The 17564-nt window shown below is 43.9% G+C and carries 23 protein-coding genes and 4 pseudogenes; 16 read left to right on the forward strand and 11 right to left on the reverse strand.

Annotation, left to right across the window (positions count from 1 at the left end):
• Positions 1 to 271: 271 nt before the first annotated feature.
• From RMY16_RS12750 to RMY16_RS12765, 4 genes and pseudogenes are all read right to left on the reverse strand, one after another.
• A complete protein-coding gene (locus RMY16_RS12750; RefSeq protein ID WP_322736667.1) occupies positions 272 to 469 on the reverse strand; it encodes a ParA family protein in 198 nt (65 codons plus the stop codon).
• A gap of 191 nt (positions 470 to 660) precedes the next feature.
• A pseudogene (locus RMY16_RS12755) lies at positions 661 to 951 on the reverse strand (DNA translocase FtsK); the annotation flags it as partial.
• 263 nt (positions 952 to 1214) lie between these two features.
• Positions 1215 to 1652, reverse strand: a pseudogene (locus tag RMY16_RS12760) (transposase).
• Between the two features lie 62 nt (positions 1653 to 1714).
• Positions 1715 to 2092 (reverse strand): IS630 transposase-related protein, encoded by a 378-nt coding sequence (locus RMY16_RS12765; RefSeq protein WP_322736668.1) that lies wholly within the window; start codon positions 2090 to 2092, stop codon positions 1715 to 1717.
• 269 nt (positions 2093 to 2361) lie between these two features.
• On the opposite strand from RMY16_RS12765, the gene RMY16_RS12770 reads away from it, so the two are divergent.
• Positions 2362 to 2532 carry a hypothetical protein gene (locus RMY16_RS12770; protein WP_322736669.1) on the forward strand — a complete coding sequence of 57 codons (171 nt, stop codon included), beginning with the start codon at positions 2362 to 2364 and terminating at the stop codon, positions 2530 to 2532.
• On the opposite strand, the gene RMY16_RS12775 is transcribed toward RMY16_RS12770, so the two are convergent.
• Both RMY16_RS12775 and RMY16_RS12780 read right to left on the reverse strand, forming a co-directional pair.
• Positions 2525 to 3082, reverse strand: coding sequence for an IS630 family transposase (locus RMY16_RS12775; protein WP_322736670.1), 558 nt, complete (start codon positions 3080 to 3082; stop codon positions 2525 to 2527). The two genes, RMY16_RS12770 and RMY16_RS12775, sit on opposite strands and share 8 nt — an antisense overlap.
• A gap of 226 nt (positions 3083 to 3308) precedes the next feature.
• Entirely contained in the window at positions 3309 to 3497 is a 189-nt protein-coding gene (locus tag RMY16_RS12780) for a helix-turn-helix domain-containing protein (RefSeq protein ID WP_322736671.1), read from the reverse strand.
• 254 nt (positions 3498 to 3751) lie between these two features.
• On the opposite strand from RMY16_RS12780, the gene RMY16_RS12785 reads away from it, so the two are divergent.
• From RMY16_RS12785 to RMY16_RS12840, 12 genes and pseudogenes are all read left to right on the forward strand, one after another.
• A complete protein-coding gene (locus tag RMY16_RS12785; protein WP_322736672.1) occupies positions 3752 to 4561 on the forward strand; it encodes an alpha/beta hydrolase in 810 nt (269 codons plus the stop codon).
• Between the two features lie 231 nt (positions 4562 to 4792).
• Positions 4793 to 5659 (forward strand): annotated as a pseudogene (locus RMY16_RS12790) (GMC family oxidoreductase); the annotation flags it as partial.
• A 255-nt stretch (positions 5660 to 5914) separates the two neighbouring features.
• A complete protein-coding gene (locus RMY16_RS12795; protein WP_322736706.1) occupies positions 5915 to 6394 on the forward strand; it encodes a GMC oxidoreductase in 480 nt (159 codons plus the stop codon).
• Positions 6395 to 6499: 105 nt separating this feature from the next.
• Positions 6500 to 6673, forward strand: a complete 174-nt coding sequence (locus RMY16_RS12800) for a hypothetical protein (RefSeq protein WP_322736673.1) — start codon at positions 6500 to 6502, stop codon at positions 6671 to 6673.
• A 34-nt stretch (positions 6674 to 6707) separates the two neighbouring features.
• Positions 6708 to 7412, forward strand: coding sequence for an SDR family NAD(P)-dependent oxidoreductase (locus RMY16_RS12805; RefSeq protein WP_322736674.1), 705 nt, complete (start codon positions 6708 to 6710; stop codon positions 7410 to 7412).
• A 296-nt stretch (positions 7413 to 7708) separates the two neighbouring features.
• Positions 7709 to 8140 carry a cupin domain-containing protein gene (locus RMY16_RS12810; RefSeq protein WP_322736675.1) on the forward strand — a complete coding sequence of 144 codons (432 nt, stop codon included), beginning with the start codon at positions 7709 to 7711 and terminating at the stop codon, positions 8138 to 8140.
• Between the two features lie 85 nt (positions 8141 to 8225).
• The gene (locus RMY16_RS12815) at positions 8226 to 8975 is read left to right on the forward strand and encodes an SDR family oxidoreductase (protein WP_322736676.1); all 750 of its coding nucleotides are present in this window, start codon (positions 8226 to 8228) and stop codon (positions 8973 to 8975) included.
• A 19-nt stretch (positions 8976 to 8994) separates the two neighbouring features.
• The gene (locus RMY16_RS12820) at positions 8995 to 9645 is read left to right on the forward strand and encodes an MOSC domain-containing protein (RefSeq protein WP_322736677.1); all 651 of its coding nucleotides are present in this window, start codon (positions 8995 to 8997) and stop codon (positions 9643 to 9645) included.
• A gap of 57 nt (positions 9646 to 9702) precedes the next feature.
• A complete protein-coding gene (locus RMY16_RS12825) occupies positions 9703 to 10572 on the forward strand; it encodes an alpha/beta hydrolase (RefSeq protein WP_322736678.1) in 870 nt (289 codons plus the stop codon).
• A 93-nt stretch (positions 10573 to 10665) separates the two neighbouring features.
• On the forward strand, positions 10666 to 11232 hold the full coding sequence (locus RMY16_RS12830; RefSeq protein ID WP_322736679.1) for a ferric reductase-like transmembrane domain-containing protein: 567 nt from the start codon (positions 10666 to 10668) through the stop codon (positions 11230 to 11232).
• A gap of 77 nt (positions 11233 to 11309) precedes the next feature.
• Entirely contained in the window at positions 11310 to 11741 is a 432-nt protein-coding gene (locus RMY16_RS12835; protein ID WP_322736680.1) for a hypothetical protein, read from the forward strand.
• A 48-nt stretch (positions 11742 to 11789) separates the two neighbouring features.
• Positions 11790 to 12551: pseudogene (locus RMY16_RS12840) on the forward strand (IS5 family transposase).
• Between the two features lie 179 nt (positions 12552 to 12730).
• Here RMY16_RS12840 and RMY16_RS12845 read toward each other — a convergent pair.
• Positions 12731 to 12964 (reverse strand): hypothetical protein, encoded by a 234-nt coding sequence (locus RMY16_RS12845; protein ID WP_322736681.1) that lies wholly within the window; start codon positions 12962 to 12964, stop codon positions 12731 to 12733.
• Positions 12965 to 13071: 107 nt separating this feature from the next.
• Here RMY16_RS12845 and cobW point away from each other — a divergent pair, with 107 nt between their 5' ends.
• Both cobW and RMY16_RS12855 read left to right on the forward strand, forming a co-directional pair.
• The gene (gene cobW / locus RMY16_RS12850) at positions 13072 to 14112 is read left to right on the forward strand and encodes a cobalamin biosynthesis protein CobW (RefSeq protein ID WP_322736682.1); all 1041 of its coding nucleotides are present in this window, start codon (positions 13072 to 13074) and stop codon (positions 14110 to 14112) included.
• Positions 14113 to 14381: 269 nt separating this feature from the next.
• Entirely contained in the window at positions 14382 to 14852 is a 471-nt protein-coding gene (locus RMY16_RS12855) for an ABA4-like family protein (RefSeq protein WP_322736683.1), read from the forward strand.
• Positions 14853 to 14920: 68 nt separating this feature from the next.
• Here the strand turns inward: RMY16_RS12855 and RMY16_RS12860 are convergent, their stop codons facing one another.
• From RMY16_RS12860 to RMY16_RS12870, 3 genes are all read right to left on the reverse strand, one after another.
• Positions 14921 to 15136 (reverse strand): acetyltransferase, encoded by a 216-nt coding sequence (locus tag RMY16_RS12860; RefSeq protein ID WP_322736684.1) that lies wholly within the window; start codon positions 15134 to 15136, stop codon positions 14921 to 14923.
• 279 nt (positions 15137 to 15415) lie between these two features.
• Complete coding sequence (locus tag RMY16_RS12865) at positions 15416 to 15724, reverse strand: DUF3181 family protein (protein WP_322736685.1); 309 nt, start codon at positions 15722 to 15724, stop codon at positions 15416 to 15418.
• 119 nt (positions 15725 to 15843) lie between these two features.
• Positions 15844 to 16101 (reverse strand): hypothetical protein, encoded by a 258-nt coding sequence (locus tag RMY16_RS12870; protein ID WP_322736686.1) that lies wholly within the window; start codon positions 16099 to 16101, stop codon positions 15844 to 15846.
• A 128-nt stretch (positions 16102 to 16229) separates the two neighbouring features.
• Here RMY16_RS12870 and RMY16_RS12875 point away from each other — a divergent pair, with 128 nt between their 5' ends.
• Entirely contained in the window at positions 16230 to 16922 is a 693-nt protein-coding gene (locus RMY16_RS12875; RefSeq protein ID WP_322736687.1) for a Uma2 family endonuclease, read from the forward strand.
• Positions 16923 to 17062: 140 nt separating this feature from the next.
• Here RMY16_RS12875 and RMY16_RS12880 read toward each other — a convergent pair.
• Positions 17063 to 17564, reverse strand: a 502-nt coding sequence (locus tag RMY16_RS12880; protein WP_322736688.1) for a calcium-binding protein, incomplete at its 5' end; no start/stop codon positions are given.

Consider the following 17564-nt stretch of genomic DNA (forward strand, 5'->3'; position numbering starts at 1 on the left):
GTACATAAATACTATGCTTTTTTGAGATTACAGTAATAGTAGATGATAAAGTCGAAAATGCTTTGCTTCACCATACGATGATTACGAGCGCAAGCTATGGAAGTTACGCCTCAAAGGTTGGTAAGAGTGAAAGATGTTGTAAAAAGCCGTAGATTTTACTCTAATAAAGCTTCAATTTGCCCTAACAACTTCTCTAAAACTTTTGCTTTATTAGGATCTTCCCAGACTTTAGCTTGCTTAACTCGCTGATAGGCTTCCTTCATCCGATTAGTCAGAATATTCGGCTGAGAAGACTTAGGAGGTTGATCTGCCGTGGCTGAATCTTAATTCCTAGACCTGTGGTTAAATTGCCTTGGGTATCAAAGTCAACTACAAGGCAGGAGGAACTTTCTGCCAGCAATCCACTTAGTGCGATAGTAGAGGTTGTCTTGGCTACTCCTCCCTTTTGATTAGTAACTGCGATAATCATATTTTCTTAGTACTATGCGATTCTTGATGAAAAAACATATATATATTAGTTACAGAATGAACTGATTTTATGACAATTTAAGTAGACCGCAAAGATTTTCACAAGTTTTACACCAAAGTAGTGAAAAACTAATGCTCTAAATTGCTTGTTACCTAAAAAGCTAACTATACTTTCGTTCTGGCGATGAGGAGCGTAACAAAGGCCGTCTTGGCTGGAAAGTTTGAGCGAATCAACGGGTCAATTACGTTCTTGTCAGGTCGCTGGGTGTACAAAAGTATGTGAATCCCTGCGCCACCTGCTTTTGCAAGCAACTTCATCAGCGCAGTCTCAATGCGATCGCAGTACTGATCATGGGAAAGTAGATCAAAACATTCATCAATTAGACAAATCACTCGCGGCATGACAAAATCAGGTGCAAACCGCAGGTTGTACTGTGCGATCGTTTCAATACTGCTGTGGCGCTCAAATTCTTGGTAGCGCAACAAGCACAGCCGTTCGGTAGCAATAGTTTTTAATGAAGTTATCTCTAGATTTATTAGCTAAATCAGTAAAATAACTAGTTTCTTTATTGCCCAAAAATAAATTATAAGATTCTCCTGAACTATTTTATAACCAATCTGCCTGGATAAACAGTAGTAAAGGTACACTTGATGACCAGGTACTTGATCCTTTGGATTTGGGAGAAGATTGGTTTGAAATTTTACTTCCTTCCCTACAATTAGTATTATAGCCGTAGCCACATAAGTTAGGACGCTGCTTGCTTGAGAACGGTTTCTATTGCATCACGCAAATTATCGGATGTGGGTAACAACTTACGAAGCCTACTTTTGAGCCATGCCCAACACTTTTCAATCCGATTGAGGTCTGGCGAGTAGGGCGGAAGGTAGAGGAGGTGGCATCGAGCGGCTTCAATTAATGAAGCAATGCGACCACCATGATGAAATGTCGCATTATCTATAATCACCCACTCACCCGAACGCAACACCGGAATCAAACAAGAATAAGCCAGGTTTCAAACACGGTTCGGTTACACGCTCCCTCAACGGTAAATGGTGCAATCAATTGCCCTTCTCGAAACGAACGCAATCATATTAATGCGACCTTGCCGCCGACCTGATTTAAGGTCGTAGAAGCGTTCGCCAACAGCAGAGTATCCGTAGCCATAGTTGTCGCGTTCATCCATACCAGATTCATCAACATATACTAGATGCGATGCTTTCGGATTTTTCAGTTGTGCTAAAAATGCTACCCGTTTGGCTTCGTCTCGTTGGCTATATCCGTAAGTTTTTTTTTACGCGAATGTCCGATCTTTTGTAATGCCCTGGAAATCGTGCGCTGGCTAATCTTTCCCTCCCATAACTGTGCCATCTCACTCTCTTGTTTATCCCCATGCTCTTTGACAAAGGAGCGAAACTTCTGCCAATCACCGATTTTGCTATTGTCTGACGATGCTTTCCTCTGTTTGGGCTTGACATCACCTGTTTCGGCTTTGCGCTGAAACCATAAGTTAATCGTGTTGCGACTGATATTAAACAAAAGGCTTGCCTCACACTTTTTGAGACCATCTAATTCAATCGCTTGCATAACTTTTCGCCGGAAATCATCACTATAAGCTTTTGCCATCAGGATGGGGTAGATTCAATGCTAACTCTTATAGTTTACGTCCTAATCTTTATGGCTATGGCTATAGTTTTTATACAATAGTTACAGCAATATTGCTTAGAAGATACAACCTACTACCAAAAACGAAGTTTATGTACATTATTGCTACTAGAAAAAAAGGTAAAATTTCCTTTCAGGAAGAGTTTTGAAATAGGAAGTATCTACCTTTATGGAAAAAAATATATCTGCGAATCTAAATTTTGCCGAGTCATTATCAGAATTGTTCCCAAATGAATCCAATTGAAACCCAATGGCATCAACTCAAAACTCATGAAATTGCCGGACAAATGTTTGATAATGAGTACGATTTAGCCATTGCTGTCATGGATGGCATGAAAACTCGTAGCCAAGCAGGTGAATACACATTGGAGCGTTTTATATTTACAGCAGTTTTCAAATGAATAGACCACAGTGGGCAAACCAACCCCAAGCATCATCAGAGGAAATTTGCTCATTCACAATCTGAGTTAAAAGTTGATTTAGTGTCTCATGGGTTGTAACTTTTGCCGCTCGCAAACAGTGCTTCAGTTTTGACCAGCATAATTCAATTGGAGATAAGTCAGGTGAGTAAGGAGGTAAAAAGACAAGACGTGCGCCAACTGCTTCAATTGAGTCTCGAATCACCGCAGCAGTATGTACTGATAAATTATCCATCACGACAATTGCTCCAACCCATAATTGTGGTGCTAAAATCTCTCGCACGTAAGTTACAAAGACATCAGTATTGACACTACCGGAGATACTCATGGTCGCAATTAGTCCATCCAAACTTAAAGCTCCGATAAAAGATATATTTTGCCCTCGATTGCGAGGACATGAATCGTGCAATCGCTCACCACTTTTTGCACGTCCGTACAGTCGCGTCATTCCTAACTTCAAACCGGATTCATCTACAAACACCAAATTATGTGGGTCTACACCCAAAACCCAATCTCGATACTCAAAACGCATTTGATTTACTCGTTGACTATCTTGCTCGCTAGCATATAGTGTTTTTTTTAGTGGTCAAATTCAGCCTTTGAACTGCTCGGTGCATAGTCGCAACGCTGACTTCAATACCACTTTTGGCTGCAAAACCAGAGCATAACTCTTCAAGTATTGCGTCTGGTTGCCGATCAACCAACTGCTCAACTACTGGTAAATTGCTATTCCTGATTTTAGCGATGCCTTCGGCGAGCTACGCTAACGCGCCACCTCCATGAGGCAAAGGTGCCACTTGTCCTGTATCTCGATAGCGACGAATTAACCTTTTAATGAAGGATAAGCTCACTTGAAAGCGTTCAGCCAGTTGCCGTTGCGACCCTTCTTGGGCTTCATAAGCATCTATCACACGTTGGCGTAAATCAGTTGAGTAAGGAGCAGGCATAACTATGAGTATTTTTGCTGCCTCTCCAGTTTCCTAAATTTGTGGTCTATTCAATTGAAAAACGCTGTAATGGAATTCGCTATCTCGATCGCTGGACTGTTGAGCAGATAATGGCAGCCATTGTTGCTGCAAATGATTAAGCTTTTTGATCCTTATCCCAACAAGTATTTCAGTGGGGAGTATTTCATAACTTCTATACCGACGACAAGAATCAGAAATTTCAGCAATTTAGCAAGAATACAGAGGCGATCGCAATGATAGTTTTTATATGGAAAAAAGTTCAAAAAATGTTGCTGTGCTTATTTGCATTAAGTGTTGTCGTTGTCATATCAATGCATCCAACACCAGCCACCTCCAAGGAATTACCTCAAGCGTCCAACTCTAAACCTGCGATCGTTCTCGTTCATGGGGCTTATGCTGATGGTACATCATGGCAACACGTCATTCCATTGTTGGAGAAAGATGGCTATAGAGTAACTGCTGTGCAGATTCCGCTGACCTCGCTTGCTGATGATGTCGCAACGACGAAGCGGGTGATTGATGCTCAAAAGGGTTCTGTTGTTGTAGTCGGACATTCTTATGGTGGAAATGTAATCACGGGTGCGGCGGCTGGCAATTCACAGGTGAAAGCTTTGGTTTATGTTAATGCTTTCGCACCAGATGTCGGTGAAAAGACGAGTGATTTGAATAAAAGGTACGCAGCACCTCCGATTAGTACGGCAATTGTGTCTGATGCTGCAAACTTTCTCTATGTAGATCGCGGGAAGTTTCACGAATTTTTTGCCCAGGACGTATCGAAGGCTGAGGCGCGAGTGATGGCAGCAACCCAAAAGCCGATCGCCAGCGCAGCCTTTGAGCAATCAGTGAATGAAATCGCTTGGAAAACGATTCCTTCCTGGTTTATCGTCACTCAAAGCGATCGCGCCATCAACCCTGAACTTCAGCGATTTATGGCTAAACGGATTGGTGCTAAGACAACCGAAGTTAACTCCAGTCATGTTCCTTTTATCTCTCATCCAAAAGAAGTTACCAAAGTGATTGAAGCAGCAAGCACGGCTCTGTAAAGTAATCCCAATTTAACGATTTGTTAGTGAGCTAAGTCCTGCAAACCAATGAGACGCAAGTTTGGTTTCTAGCAGAACATTTGGTGGATACAGCATTGGTACGCAGTTAAATTCAGCAGAGCGGGTGTTGTAAATCAAATAACTAACTAACAGTATCTCAGCGATCGCTCTTTCAATCAGTTCATTCTTGACTCCATTTATCCATTGTAGATAACAGAGGAAGAGAACTTTATGACTAATTATGACTACATTGTAATTGGTGCAGGGTCAGCAGGTTGTGTGGTTGCCAATCGTCTAACCGAAGACAATGACACAACTGTGTTACTACTCGAAGCGGGCAACCCAGATACAAAACCAGAGATTTTCATCCCAGCAGAGTGCGTCAATCTACTAGGCTCAGAGGTGGACTGGAGCTATTTCTCTGAACCAGAACCCTTTTTGAATAATCGCAAAATCTTTTGTTCCCGTGGCAAAGTCTTAGGAGGCAGCAGTTCGATTAATTTCATGATGTATGTCTGAGGCAATCATCACGATTATGACCACTGGCAGGAGTTGGGAAATCCTGGTTGGAGTTACCAGGATGTCTTGCCTTATTTCAAGAAATCTGAACACCAGCAACGCGGTGCCTCCGCCTACCACGGAGTTGATGGGGAGTTGAGCGTTACCGATCTCATTGCGCCTACTGCAATTTCTCAACGATTTGTAGAGGCATCTGTGGCAATGGGATTTGACTACAATCCTGATTTCAACGGTACGCAGCAGTCAGGAGCCGGACTCTATCAGCAAACTATCAAGGAGGGTAAACGGCACAGTGCTGCTGCTGCGTTCCTTGTACCCATTGCCCAGCGTCGCAATTTGACCATAATGACTGGGGCATTGGTGACTCGATTGTTGTTTGAGGGAACCCGCACCGTTGGGGTGGAATATCTGCACGAGGGAATGCTGCACCAAGTCAGGGTTGAGCGGGAAGTGATTTTAAGTGCGGGCGCGTTCGATTCGCCCAAGCTGCTAATGCTTTCCGGCATTGGGGATGCAGCACACTTACAAACATTAGGGATTCCTGTTGTCGTCGAGCTGCCAGGTGTTGGGCAAAACCTGCAAGACCACATTTTCTCTCCTGTGGTATACCAGGCAACTCAGGATTTACACTTTGCCAGCACCAGTAGTATCGGGGAAGCTGGATTATTTTTGCATAGCAAGTGGAATTCAGCGGTTGCACCCGATTTACAGTTTCTATTCGGTTCCATTCAGCTCTTACCCCCTGGCTATGCTCCAGCGGCATTTGGATTTACGGGTGCAGTCGCTTTGACCCATCTGCAAAATATTGGCAGTGTCGGTTTGCGTTCGCGAAGCGTGGGCTCTGCCCAAACGCCTGATCCTAAAGACACACCGATGTTGCGGATGAACTATCTGCAAAATGAAACCGATGTGAAGAAGCTAGTTGAAGGAATTAAATTAATGCGGCAATTGTTTCATAGCAACTTCTTTGATGAGTTTCGTGGTGCAGAAATTGCTCCGGGTGCTGAGGTTCAGAGTGATGAAGCACTCGTTGCTTATATCCGCAACAATTGCAACACAGTGTGGCATCCGGTTGGCACTTGCAAAATGGGCATTGACCCAATGGCAGTGGTCGATCCTGAGTTGCGGGTACATGGGGTTGAAGGATTACGAGTTGTTGATGCCTCCATCATGCCAACAATCACCACGGGAAATACGAACGCACCCACCATCATGATTGGTGAAAAGGCAGCGGATTTAATTAAAGCAGGTCGCACAGCACGAACGGTTCTCAGCAAATCTAACGTCCAAAATCCGGCGTATTCACCTACTTAGAAACGAGCGATCATCTTTGATTAATCTCAAATTATCATACCTGTTGAGCGTTTATCGGTCGATGTTAAGCAAACAGAACACTCGACCTCTGTAAAGGAATACACAATGGCACTGATTACAACACCATTCGGACGACATTCCACCGCCGCCGAGGTCGTAGAAGGAATTGATCTTTCCGGCAAGCGGGCGATCATTACGGGAGCTGCATCGGGCATCGGCGTAGAAACGGCGCGGGCACTGGCTCAAACTGGAGCGATCGTCACACTCAGCTGTGCGTAATACCGATGCTGGAGCGCAAGCCGCGGCTGACATTATGGCTACTACTGGGAACCGGAATATTCATGTTGCTCCGCTTGATTTAAGCGATCGCAACTCAATTGCCAAGTTCATTGCTGCCTGGCGTGAGCCACTGCACATCCTCGTTAATAATGCAGGGGTAATGGCACTGCCCGAACAGCGCACACCCGAAGGCTGGGAGATGCAATTTGCCACTAACTATCTCGGACAGTTTGCCCTAGCGCTCGGACTACACGACGCTCTCGCTGCCGAGGGTGCCGCCCGTATCGTGTCGGTTAGTTCTAGCGGGCACCTGATGTCGCCCATTGTGTTCGATGATATTCACTTCATGTTCCGTCCTTATGATCCGTGGTTGGCCTATGGACAGTCCAAGACCGCAAGTATCCTCTTTGCTGTGGGTACTACTGCGCGCTGGTTCAAGGATGGCATTACCGCTAATGCCCTGATGCCCGGGGCGATCGCAACCAACCTCCAGCGTCATACGGGCGGTCTTAGAACCCCACCTGAGCGGCAGAAGACAATAGCGCAGGGTGCGGCAACTTCCGTTCTGTTGGCAACCTCTGGGCTACTAAAGGGCGTTGGCGGACGCTATTTTGAGGACTGCAATGAAGCCACTCTCGTCACCAACGGGAACGGCTATATGAGCGGAGTTGCCCCCTACGCCCTGAACCCAGACAATGCCGATCGGCTCTGGAATGAATCGTTGCGCCTGCTCGCTTGACCTGGCAGTAACAGTGAGCTTCAGGCTGTTAATGAACAAATTGCCGATCGTAAGCCTGCCAGCCTTTCGTCCATCATGCCCACGATCACCACGGGAAATACGAACGTACCCACTATCATGATTGCTGAGAAGGCAGCAGATTTAATTAAAGCGGAGCGTAGCAAAGTCTTCCCAACAAGCTTAATGTTAAAAATTTGTCACACTTGTCTATCTAAAAACGGCATGAACGCCTGCCTTATCTGAACCGCAAACTTGAGCATTCGTAACACAATTTATTCATTAGAAGCATCTATTCCATGATAAAATCATTCTGGCTTCTTGGTTCTCGCCTCACTATCCTCGCCGATCACACCACGACTGACGGTAAATACGACCTGATTGAGGGCTATTTCACTCCTGGTACACAGACTCCACCCCATCGCCATACACGCTATTCCGAACAACTTTATGTGCTGGAAGGAGAGTTTACTGTCTGGGCAGGTGAGAACAAGGTTGTGCTAGGCGTTGGTGAAAGCTTCTTCATCCCGCCTAACACCATCCATGTAGTCGCCGCACTTAGCGATAAACCAGCTCGCGGGTTGGTTGTTGCTGCGCCTAGTGCCTTTGCTCAACTAATAGAAGCAACAGGGACGCTAAACGAGAATGAAAAAACTGACTTGGAATTATTCATGCGCGTCTCTAGCGAAATTGGCGATGAAACTCTGGGTGCGCCCGGAGATATCCCTTAGAGATTAAGCTGACTATTCTTCCTCCTGACTCCACTCTCCATTCGTAACTGACCACTTTAAACCCAACAATCAAAGGATTAGCATAATGGAAAAACTAGAAGGAAAAATCGCCCTTGTCACGGGTGGCAATAGTGGTATCGGTCTTGCCACAGCCAAACAGTTTGTTGCTGAAGGTGCCTATGTCTATATCACGGGTCGTCGCCAAGTCGAACTGGATGCTGCTGTAGAAGCCATTGGTAAAAATGTTACAGCTGTACAGAGCGATGTTTCTAATCTGGCAGACCTCGATCGTCTGTTTGCCACCATCAAGCAAGAGCAAGGACACCTCGATATCATCTTCGCTAATGCTGGCGGTGGACAAATTGCCCCACTTGGAGCAATCACTGAGGAACACTTTGACAAAACATTCAACGTAAACGTCAAAGGTTTGCTGTTCACCGTACAAAAGGCGCTGCCACTGTTACCAGAGGGCGCTTCTATTATCCTGAATGCTTCGATTACTTCTATAAAAGGTACGCCAGCTTTCAGTGTTTACAGCGCTACCAAAGCCGCCGTGAGATCGTTTGCTCGGAATTGGATACTCGACCTCAGAGAACGCAAGATCCGAGTGAATGCCATTAGCCCTGGTGTGGTTCCGACTCCTGGTTACGATCATTTGGGACTGAATGACCAGCAGTTGCAAGAATTCGTGGACAGCCAAGCTGTCACTATCCCATTAGGGCGAGTCGGCACAGCCGATGAGATTGCCAAAGCGGTTGTTTTTCTGGCTTCAGATGACAGCAGCTTTGTTAACGGCATTGAGTTGTTTGTTGATGGCGGTATGGCACAGATTTGAAGTCCAAAAGGAGTTGAAGATGAAGCTGATCTCTGTTAATGTCGGCCTGCCGCGTGAAGTGACCTGGAAAGGAAAACTCGTCCGCACTGGAATTTTCAAAGAGCCAGTTAATTCGAGAGTGATGGTGCGTGAACTCAATTTAGATGGCGATCGACAGGCTGATCTAACCGTTCATGGTGGTTTAGACAAAGCAGTTTATGTCTATCCCTTTGAGCATTACGACTACTGGCGAGATGAATTGCCTGACACAGAGTTAACGCCAGGAATCTTTGGTGAAAATTTCACAGTTACAGGATTTAAAGAAGAGGAAATTAACATTGGCGATCGCTTCAAAATCGGCAATGTAGAACTAATAGTTACTCAACCGCGCTTACCTTGCTACAAACTAAGCATTCGCTTTGGGCGCTCGGATATGGTGAAACGATTTCTCGCCAGTGGTCGCACCGGATTTTACTTTCGGGTTTTGCAAGAGGGCGAAGTTGGAGTCGGAGACACTTTAGAGTTGATGAGTCGAGATACTAACAATATTACTGTTACTGATATCACTAAGCTTTATGTTCGTGAGCGAAACAATCCAGAGTTACTGCATCGTGCAGCTCAACTCCAAGCGTTACCTGAAAGCTGGCGGGACTACTTTCAGGAACAGATCCGTCGTCAGGATGTGAGATAGCTCGACCTGTCGTAAAACGACATCATATCACTTTTATCACTTACAAGGAGTAATCCCATGACTACATATCGTACAGTATCGATCGATGGTTTAGATATCTTCTACCGTGAAGCTGGTTCTCGTAATAATCCGACGATTCTGCTATTGCATGGCTTTCCAACCTCGTCCCACATGTTCCGCAATCTTATACCTGCCCTCGCTGATAAATTCCATCTCGTTGCTCCTGACTACCCTGGCTACGGCAACAGTTCGATGCCAACTGTAAATGAATTTGACTACACGTTTGATCGCTTGGCTGAGATTGTGGAAAAATTCATTGCTGCGATCGCTCTCAAAAAGTACAGCCTTTATGTGATGGATTATGGTGCGCCGATAGGCTATCGGATTGCCGCTAAATATCCAGAGCGCGTGCAATCTCTGATTGTTCAAAATGGCAATGCTTACGAGGAAGGTCTGCGCGAATTCTGGGAGCCGATTAAGGCATACTGGCAAGAGCAATCGCCTGAGAATGCTGAAAAGCTCAAATATCTTGTCACCCTGGAAGCGACGAAGTGGCAATATACTAATGGTGTTCGCAATCTAGAAGCGATCAGCCCCGATACCTGGACTATCGATCAACATTTCCTCGATCGCCCTGGCAACGGTGAGATTCAACTGGCACTGCTGTATAGCTATGGTACGAATCCACCGCTCTATCCCCAATGGCAAGAGTATTTTCGCCAGTATCAACCCCCTACCCTGATTGTTTGGGGCAAGAACGACTACATCTTTCCTGCTGACGGTGCTTATCCCTACCAGCGTGACTTGAAAGATGTTGAGTTCCATCTACTCGATACCGGACATTTTGCCCTGGAAGAGGATGGGGATGCGATCGCAAACTATATCGATCAATTTCTCACATCACGACTGCAATCCGTTCTCACTTGATCGGTGGAAATGATGGATTATACCAATTCTCTAAAAAAATAAAAATACCTACCTTTGTAAGGGCTTTTAGTGAAAAATTAAGGAGGATTGGTCATGGCAGCAATCGATACAGCACCGTTAGAAAACAGCCTGGGATTTCTAGCTTTAGGAGCTTATATTCTCACCTTAATGCCCACGAATCTCAGAATCATTTTTCCTCAAACTAAACAAGCGAACCTTCCCAAATGGCTGTTAAAATATCGACGACTTATCGGTATTCTGGCTTTCTGCTTGGCTTTGCTTCACGCTTTCCTCTTAGTGAAAAAGAGAGACCTTGATTTTTTAGATCCCAATACTTATTGGATTTATATCCAAGGTATATCTACCTTCATAATTTTTACCCTATTGGCAATTACTTCTAATGAGTGGAGTGTCAAAAGACTGAAAAAAAATTGGAACCGATTACATACCCTGACTTACTTAGCTATGTTCCTGCTCACTTGGCACGTTTGGGACAAAATGTTAGAGCATTGGAGCTATTTAACCCCGATTGGGCTAGTAGGGATTGTCACGACAACCCTTTTATTTCTAATGCGACGCTGGATTGAACATCGGAATAAACAACAAAAAGCGAAAGGAAAAGCGTTCTCATCTCAAATTCCAGAAAAAATTACTCTATAGTACCGCTAGTCTCCGACACCGTTACGCAGTGGGTGCAAGCCAGATTATTCTCCCACTTGTACAAGGAATGTCCTGTTATGAGATCGAAACAAATTACCTCGAAATCTTCAGCAGCATTGGCAATCAGCACCCTAACGATCTTGGTTGGTAGTAGCAGTTGTGCTAGCCTATTGTCTTCCTTGCGAAACGCTAGTGTTGCTACTACCTCTGTTGCAACCACTCAACCCTTACGTTCTGTCCAAGGAAGTTCAACTTGGGTTTACGCGATCGCAATTAGCCCTGATGGACGCTTCCTCGCCAGTGGCAGTTACGATAAAAAAATTAAAATTTGGGATCTGCCTAGTAACACCTTACTTTATACTTTAAAAGGACATGGCGATGCAGTGGTAAGCCTTGCCATCAGTCCAGATAGCAAGCTGCTCGCTAGTGGCAGTTGGGATAACCGGATTAAACTCTGGAATTTAGAGACGGGACAACTGCTTCGTACTCTAGGGCGTGTCATCAATTAGGTAAACTGAAATCAGAACTGCTGAAGAAGAGTAAAAAACAAGAAAACAATGACGCGCCGATACGCACTACAAGATGACCAATGGCAGAGAATCAAAGACCTGCTACCTGGGCGAGAGGGCTATGTGGGAGTCACGGCGAAAGATAATCGATTGTTTGTCGAAGCAGTGTTATATCGTTACCGAGCAGGCATTCCCTGGCGTGACTTGCCTTCCCGATTTGGGGATTTTCGGGTGATTCACACCCGCTTCAGTCGATGGTCAAAAACAGGCGTGTGGGAGAAGGTGTTTCAGCACTTAGCAGATGATGCCGACAATGAATATGCAATGATTGACAAGGGCGTTTGTCCGCGCCCACCAGCATAGTGCAGGTGCAAAGGGGGGGAGCCATCTACTGAAGCCATTGGTCGCAGTAAAGGGGGATTGAGTACCAAGATTCATGCTGTGGTGGATGCGTTAAGCAACCCACTGAGTTTTCACTTGACACCAGGACAAGCCTGTGACCTCGATGGAGCAGACCAACTGCTACCCAATATTGTAGCGGATACAGTATTGGCAGATAAAGGCTATGATGCTGATGAACGAGTGATTGAGCGACTTGAATCTTTGGGCAAAATCGCAGTTATTCCTCCCAAACGCAACCGTACTGCACCTCGTGACTACGACCGAGATTTATACAAAGCCCGTCATCTCATTGAAAACTTTTTTGCCAAACTTAAGCAGTACCGAGCGATCGCAACGCGCTATGACAAACGTGCTACAAACTTTTTAGGTGCAATTTATCTGGCTGCTTCTGTCATTTGGCTCAATTGATGACACGCCCTAGCCCTCCTCCCGAAGAGCGGGGAGGGGAGACAAAGCACAGCTTTGGCGGGGTGGGGTTCTTCGGGTTTAATAAGCAATCAAGCGGACATGATATTACTCCTGATAAGAGACTTCCAAATAAAAAAATATCCCATCGCTTTGACGGCAGGGAGCAGGGGGAGAAAAAATCATTTTGACTCAGTGAAATTGGATAATTTATTTCTTGGAGTCCCTAAATTTATTGATTTGTCATCCCGTTCAATCAAACTCCGCCAAATATTAGCGGCTTCTTCATAATTTTTCACTTCTTCGGCAGATGTTGCTTTTTGTTCCAACTCCTCTACCGTTTGTGCCACAGTGATTTGAGGAATTAAAGCCAAACCTAAACTCAACAAAAACGGGAATATTTTCAGGTTTACCATAGACTTTCAGCTTAAAATAACTAAGTCAATCTTCAAACCAAGCTTAATCTCAGTATTTAAGTTTGTAACCCGTAAAACTTACCATACTGGGTAAATCAGGCAAAAATATGGCTACGAAAATTCCTGTCACAGTGATTACAGGCTTCTTAGGTAGTGGAAAAACCAGCCTAATTCGCCACCTGCTACAAAACAACCAAGGACGACGCATTGCCGTTTTAGTCAATGAATTTGGCGAACTCGGTATTGATGGTGAATTATTGGAATCTTGTCAAATTTGCCCCGAAGATGGTGAGGGTGACACTAATATCTTTGAATTAACCAACGGCTGCTTATGCTGCACCGTGCAGGAAGAGTTTTACCCGACGATGCAAGAGTTAATTAAGCGGCGAGATAGCATCGATTGCATTTTGATTGAAACCTCTGGTTTAGCTTTACCAAAACCACTGGTAAAGACTTTTCGTTGGCAAGAAATTCGTAACGCCGCCACTGTGGATGCTGTAATTACCGTGGTAGATTGTGCGGCGGTAGCAGCGGGGACATTTGCTAGCGATCCAGATGCGATCGCAGCCCAGCGACAAGCAGATGATAATCTAGAACACGAAACACCCTTGCAAGAACTGTTTGAAGACCAACTTGCTTGTGCAGACTTAGTGGTGTTAAATAAAATTGACTTGGTAGATGCCGAGACAAAAGCCAGAGTTGAGGAATTGATTAAGCAAGAATTGCCCAGAGTGGTGAAAATTGTCGAGAGCGACCGTTCTCAATTAGACGCATCTATATTATTAGGATTCCAAGCCGCAGTCGAAGATAACTTAGATTCTCGTCCTAGTCATCACGATACTGAAGAAGACCACAATCACGATGAAGAAATTACTTCAGCTAATTTAATTTTGGATCGTACCTTTGATCCAGAAAAGTTGCAACAGCAGTTGCAAACATTGGTACAACAACAAGAAATTTACCGGATTAAAGGCTTTGTCGCAGTGCCTAATAAATCCATGCGCTTAGTGATGCAAGGTGTGGGAACCCGATTTGATAAATTTTACGATCGCCCCTGGAAACCAGAAGAAGCTAGGCAAACACGCTTAGTTTTCATCGGGCGTGATTTGAATTCTTCAGAAATTGAATCACAGCTTGTAGCTTTATGAGTTAGGAGTTAGGAGTTAGGAGTTAAGTATAACTAGTACAACACGGCGGAAATTTACCTACCTTTAACAAGGATGTTTTCCTCTCTATCTATCAGATATTATGTGGCTTGGAGTAACTTTAAATGGTAAAATTATTCCGCTATTATGTATTAGTTAATTCAAAAAAACCAACAATACTAATAAATAAAAGTTCCTGATTTTTATTTTTAACTCCTAACTTATAACTTATACCTTCTAACTTAAACCCTCAGTCTTGATTTTGCAAAAATATGACGATTTCTCAACTATTTAATGTTGCTAACCTTTTCGTTTTGCCATTTTGGGCATTGATGATTTTATTGCCTAACTGGAAAGTTACACGGCAGATAATGTCATCATATTTACCCTTTGTGCTGTTAGCTGGAGCATATTTGTATTTGTTTATCAACAGCATTACGCCAGAAAATGCTCAAGCTTTATCGAATCCTCAATTAGCTGATATTGCACGATTTTTTGCAGATGAAGCAGCTGCGGCAACAGGTTGGATTCATTTTTTAGTGATGGATTTATTTGTCGGTCGCTGGATTTATTGGGAAGGACAGAAAACAGGTGTTTGGACCATTCACTCTCTGGCTTTGTCTTTATTTGCTGGTCCTCTGGGATTACTGTCTCACATTTTGACTGACTGGATTACTAAAACATTTTTCCCGAAGTTTCAGCAGAATGAAGGAGTGACGGTAGGAGAAAAAGCTGCGTCATAATCTTACACATAATAGGGTAGCACCGCTGTGCTACCCTATTATTTAGTAATTACCTGATTTAAAAATCATTATCCGTTGTCGTGTCTATAGTCAGCATCTAACCAACAGCGTGGTAAAACTTCACCTGAAGGAAAAACGAGATTTTCTTTTTTAAAGCTTTCAGGTTGCTGTTCTTCTTGACCTTCTTGGTCTTTTGCGTGAACAACATCATTATTCGGATCAATTAATTCCTGAATTTCAAGAATTTTCACCAATTCGCCACTATCTTTGACTTGTAAAAGCATAGAAATTGCCTCAATGAGTTTGCATGGAAGTTCAAAGCAAGTCTCAAGATAAACTCGCTCAAATATTAACCGATTTTGAACGCGGAGATTCCTTAATTGTTAAAGGAAATTTTTATCAGATATCTACACATGAATTACACAAGATTGATCTGTGTATATCTGTAAAGTTCATTTTTAGAAGATAAACGCAGCAAGTATATACCTAATTCAGAAGTAAAATTGAATCAGGGAATGCTGATTAATAAAATTGTCCAACTAAGATAATTTTAGTTTTAGCGATTAGAAATCACGTTGATATTTTTCCAAAATATCAACTAAAGTCACCTGACATTGCAAGGGTAGTAAATCGATTAAAGGAACTTCACGTTTCCCGCCACCAATTTTTACTGGAATCGATCCTAAAACTTGTAAAACTCGGTCTTCATTTACAGCGTTGGAAGTAATTAAGGGATACAGTTGCTCGGCAACAACTGTATGCAGTTTGGCATTAGATAAATAAAGATGCCATTTGGCAACGTCTATATAGACATTTTCGCCAATTTCAGCTGCTAGGGCTTCTAGTAGTTCTGTGGTGTTAGTCTTTGCCATAAAAATAACCCTATTTCAAGAAAAAGTGCGAAATCTCAGCCTTTTTTACATTATGGCTCAATTAACAGCCTAATCCTACTACCAGAGGTTACAATCGCCCCAGCCTGAGTAATCCATCTTCAGGTGGATTTTGGTGGAGTTTCGCTGTAATTAGCGATCGCACTAATATAAATCAGATGCACTAATACTATTCCTATCCAACTTGCAGTAAACAACGGCAGCCAGTCCCAGGTAGTGCTTTTCAAGATGTGAAAAAACCATAAGCCAGAATTGATCGTAGCAGCGATCGCTACATGGACGGCAAAATTCATCCGGTCATCGATCTTGCGGTAATCAGGGTCTTTGCGATCGGGTTTGCGAGGCCAACGAGGAGGCATAAATATTTGTTACAGATTTAAATACACCCTACTCATTCTAAGGTTTTTAGTGCAGTCGTTGCTATTAGACTTCTAAAAGCAGTCATAATTGAATTGCAAGTCAAGCACAGCTAGCTGGGTTAAATCCGATGACTATCTTTGGGCAAATAGACTCCGATCTGCTTTATCCCGATAGTGACGGCAAACCAATGGCAGAAAACACAGAACAGTATCGTTGGATTGTCTTAATTAAAGAGAATTTGGAGATTCTGTTTGCTAATAATGACAATATTTTAATTGTAGGCGATTTACTTTGGTATCCTGTCCGTTCCCAGCTGATTACACCGACTGCACCTGATGTGATGGTTGTCTTTGGTAGACCAAAGGGCAAACGTCGTTCCTATCGTCAATGGCAAGAAGACAATATTTCACCGCAAGTAGTCTTCGAGATTCTCTCCCCTAGTAACGATGCCAAGGAAATGGATCGGAAGTTAGAGTTTTACGATACTTATGGTGTTGAAGAATATTATTTGTACGACCCTGAAAGTTTTCAACTAGATGGCTGGTTGCGGCAAAACAACCATTTGAATAAGCTATGGCAAATGGATAGTTGGGTCAGTCCCCGTTTAGGAATTAGATTTGATACGGGGCAAGGAGAGTTAGTAATTTACCGTTTAGATGGACAGAGATTTTTGAATTCCTTGGAACTCAATCAACGGGCAGAACGGGCTGAGTTATTGGTAGAACAAGAACGTCAACGCGCTGAACAAGAACGTCAACGCGCTGAACAGTTGGCAGCATACTTACGTAATCTGGGCATTGATCCTGACAACCTGCCATAACTAGGGAGTGGGGAGTGAGGAGTGAGGAAGAAGAATTAATACCCATCTTCCGTTTTGTGGACTGGTTCTATTAATAGGCTGCGTTCGACGGTTTGGCATAAGTGTTTTTTAAATTTGCCAACAGTCGTCATAGGCGATCCCTATGCACCCAAGGTAAGGTAAGCATTCCGCAACTGCGCTTCGTTCCAGATGGTTCCATCGCTGAAGGTAATCTTTTCAACGCCGTAGTCATCAGTGCGATAAACTTGATCCTTGAGGATGACGGAGCCGATTACACCACCAAAAGAAATCTTCAGGTCATAGCTGCTACCGAGGCGTGTAACAATCGCATTGCTGGCAGTCAGACCAGTGCCGGAGAATATAAGCTGGTCGTTGCCGCCGTTGTATTCAGAATCATTGAGGGTGTCGTTGCCGTCCCCAAGAGTATAACGATAAATATCAGCACCACCGTAACCTTTGAGAAGATCATCGCCCTTGCCGCCAATCAGGGTATCGACAACGCTGGTGCCTTCGAGGATATCGTTGCTAGCAGCACCCAAGGTAAGGTAAGCATTTCGCAACTGCGCTTCATTCCAGATGGTTCCATTGCTGAAGGTAATCTTTTCAACGCCGTAGTCATCAGTGCGATAAACTTGATCCTTG

It is taken from the genome of Nostoc sp. DedQUE12b (assembly GCF_034530835.1).
Classification (GTDB): Bacteria; Cyanobacteriota; Cyanobacteriia; order Cyanobacteriales; family Nostocaceae; genus Nostoc.

What these genes read in the sequence shown, in the direction of transcription:
- RMY16_RS12750 (WP_322736667.1), bottom strand. Translation starts at nt 469, where the DNA reads ATGATTATCGCAGTTACTAATCAAAAGGGAGGAGTAGCCAAGACAACC.
- RMY16_RS12765 (WP_322736668.1), bottom strand. Translation starts at nt 2,092, where the DNA reads ATGGCAAAAGCTTATAGTGATGATTTCCGGCGAAAAGTTATGCAAGCG.
- RMY16_RS12770 (WP_322736669.1), top strand. Translation starts at nt 2,362, where the DNA reads ATGAATCCAATTGAAACCCAATGGCATCAACTCAAAACTCATGAAATT.
- RMY16_RS12775 (WP_322736670.1), bottom strand. Translation starts at nt 3,082, where the DNA reads ATGCGTTTTGAGTATCGAGATTGGGTTTTGGGTGTAGACCCACATAAT.
- RMY16_RS12780 (WP_322736671.1), bottom strand. Translation starts at nt 3,497, where the DNA reads ATGCCTGCTCCTTACTCAACTGATTTACGCCAACGTGTGATAGATGCT.
- RMY16_RS12785 (WP_322736672.1), top strand. Translation starts at nt 3,752, where the DNA reads ATGATAGTTTTTATATGGAAAAAAGTTCAAAAAATGTTGCTGTGCTTA.
- RMY16_RS12800 (WP_322736673.1), top strand. Translation starts at nt 6,500, where the DNA reads ATGGCACTGATTACAACACCATTCGGACGACATTCCACCGCCGCCGAG.
- RMY16_RS12805 (WP_322736674.1), top strand. Translation starts at nt 6,708, where the DNA reads ATGGCTACTACTGGGAACCGGAATATTCATGTTGCTCCGCTTGATTTA.
- RMY16_RS12810 (WP_322736675.1), top strand. Translation starts at nt 7,709, where the DNA reads ATGATAAAATCATTCTGGCTTCTTGGTTCTCGCCTCACTATCCTCGCC.
- RMY16_RS12815 (WP_322736676.1), top strand. Translation starts at nt 8,226, where the DNA reads ATGGAAAAACTAGAAGGAAAAATCGCCCTTGTCACGGGTGGCAATAGT.
- RMY16_RS12820 (WP_322736677.1), top strand. Translation starts at nt 8,995, where the DNA reads ATGAAGCTGATCTCTGTTAATGTCGGCCTGCCGCGTGAAGTGACCTGG.
- RMY16_RS12825 (WP_322736678.1), top strand. Translation starts at nt 9,703, where the DNA reads ATGACTACATATCGTACAGTATCGATCGATGGTTTAGATATCTTCTAC.
- RMY16_RS12830 (WP_322736679.1), top strand. Translation starts at nt 10,666, where the DNA reads ATGGCAGCAATCGATACAGCACCGTTAGAAAACAGCCTGGGATTTCTA.
- RMY16_RS12835 (WP_322736680.1), top strand. Translation starts at nt 11,310, where the DNA reads ATGAGATCGAAACAAATTACCTCGAAATCTTCAGCAGCATTGGCAATC.
- RMY16_RS12845 (WP_322736681.1), bottom strand. Translation starts at nt 12,964, where the DNA reads ATGGTAAACCTGAAAATATTCCCGTTTTTGTTGAGTTTAGGTTTGGCT.
- cobW (WP_322736682.1), top strand. Translation starts at nt 13,072, where the DNA reads ATGGCTACGAAAATTCCTGTCACAGTGATTACAGGCTTCTTAGGTAGT.
- RMY16_RS12855 (WP_322736683.1), top strand. Translation starts at nt 14,382, where the DNA reads ATGACGATTTCTCAACTATTTAATGTTGCTAACCTTTTCGTTTTGCCA.
- RMY16_RS12860 (WP_322736684.1), bottom strand. Translation starts at nt 15,136, where the DNA reads ATGCTTTTACAAGTCAAAGATAGTGGCGAATTGGTGAAAATTCTTGAA.
- RMY16_RS12865 (WP_322736685.1), bottom strand. Translation starts at nt 15,724, where the DNA reads ATGGCAAAGACTAACACCACAGAACTACTAGAAGCCCTAGCAGCTGAA.
- RMY16_RS12870 (WP_322736686.1), bottom strand. Translation starts at nt 16,101, where the DNA reads ATGCCTCCTCGTTGGCCTCGCAAACCCGATCGCAAAGACCCTGATTAC.
- RMY16_RS12875 (WP_322736687.1), top strand. Translation starts at nt 16,230, where the DNA reads ATGACTATCTTTGGGCAAATAGACTCCGATCTGCTTTATCCCGATAGT.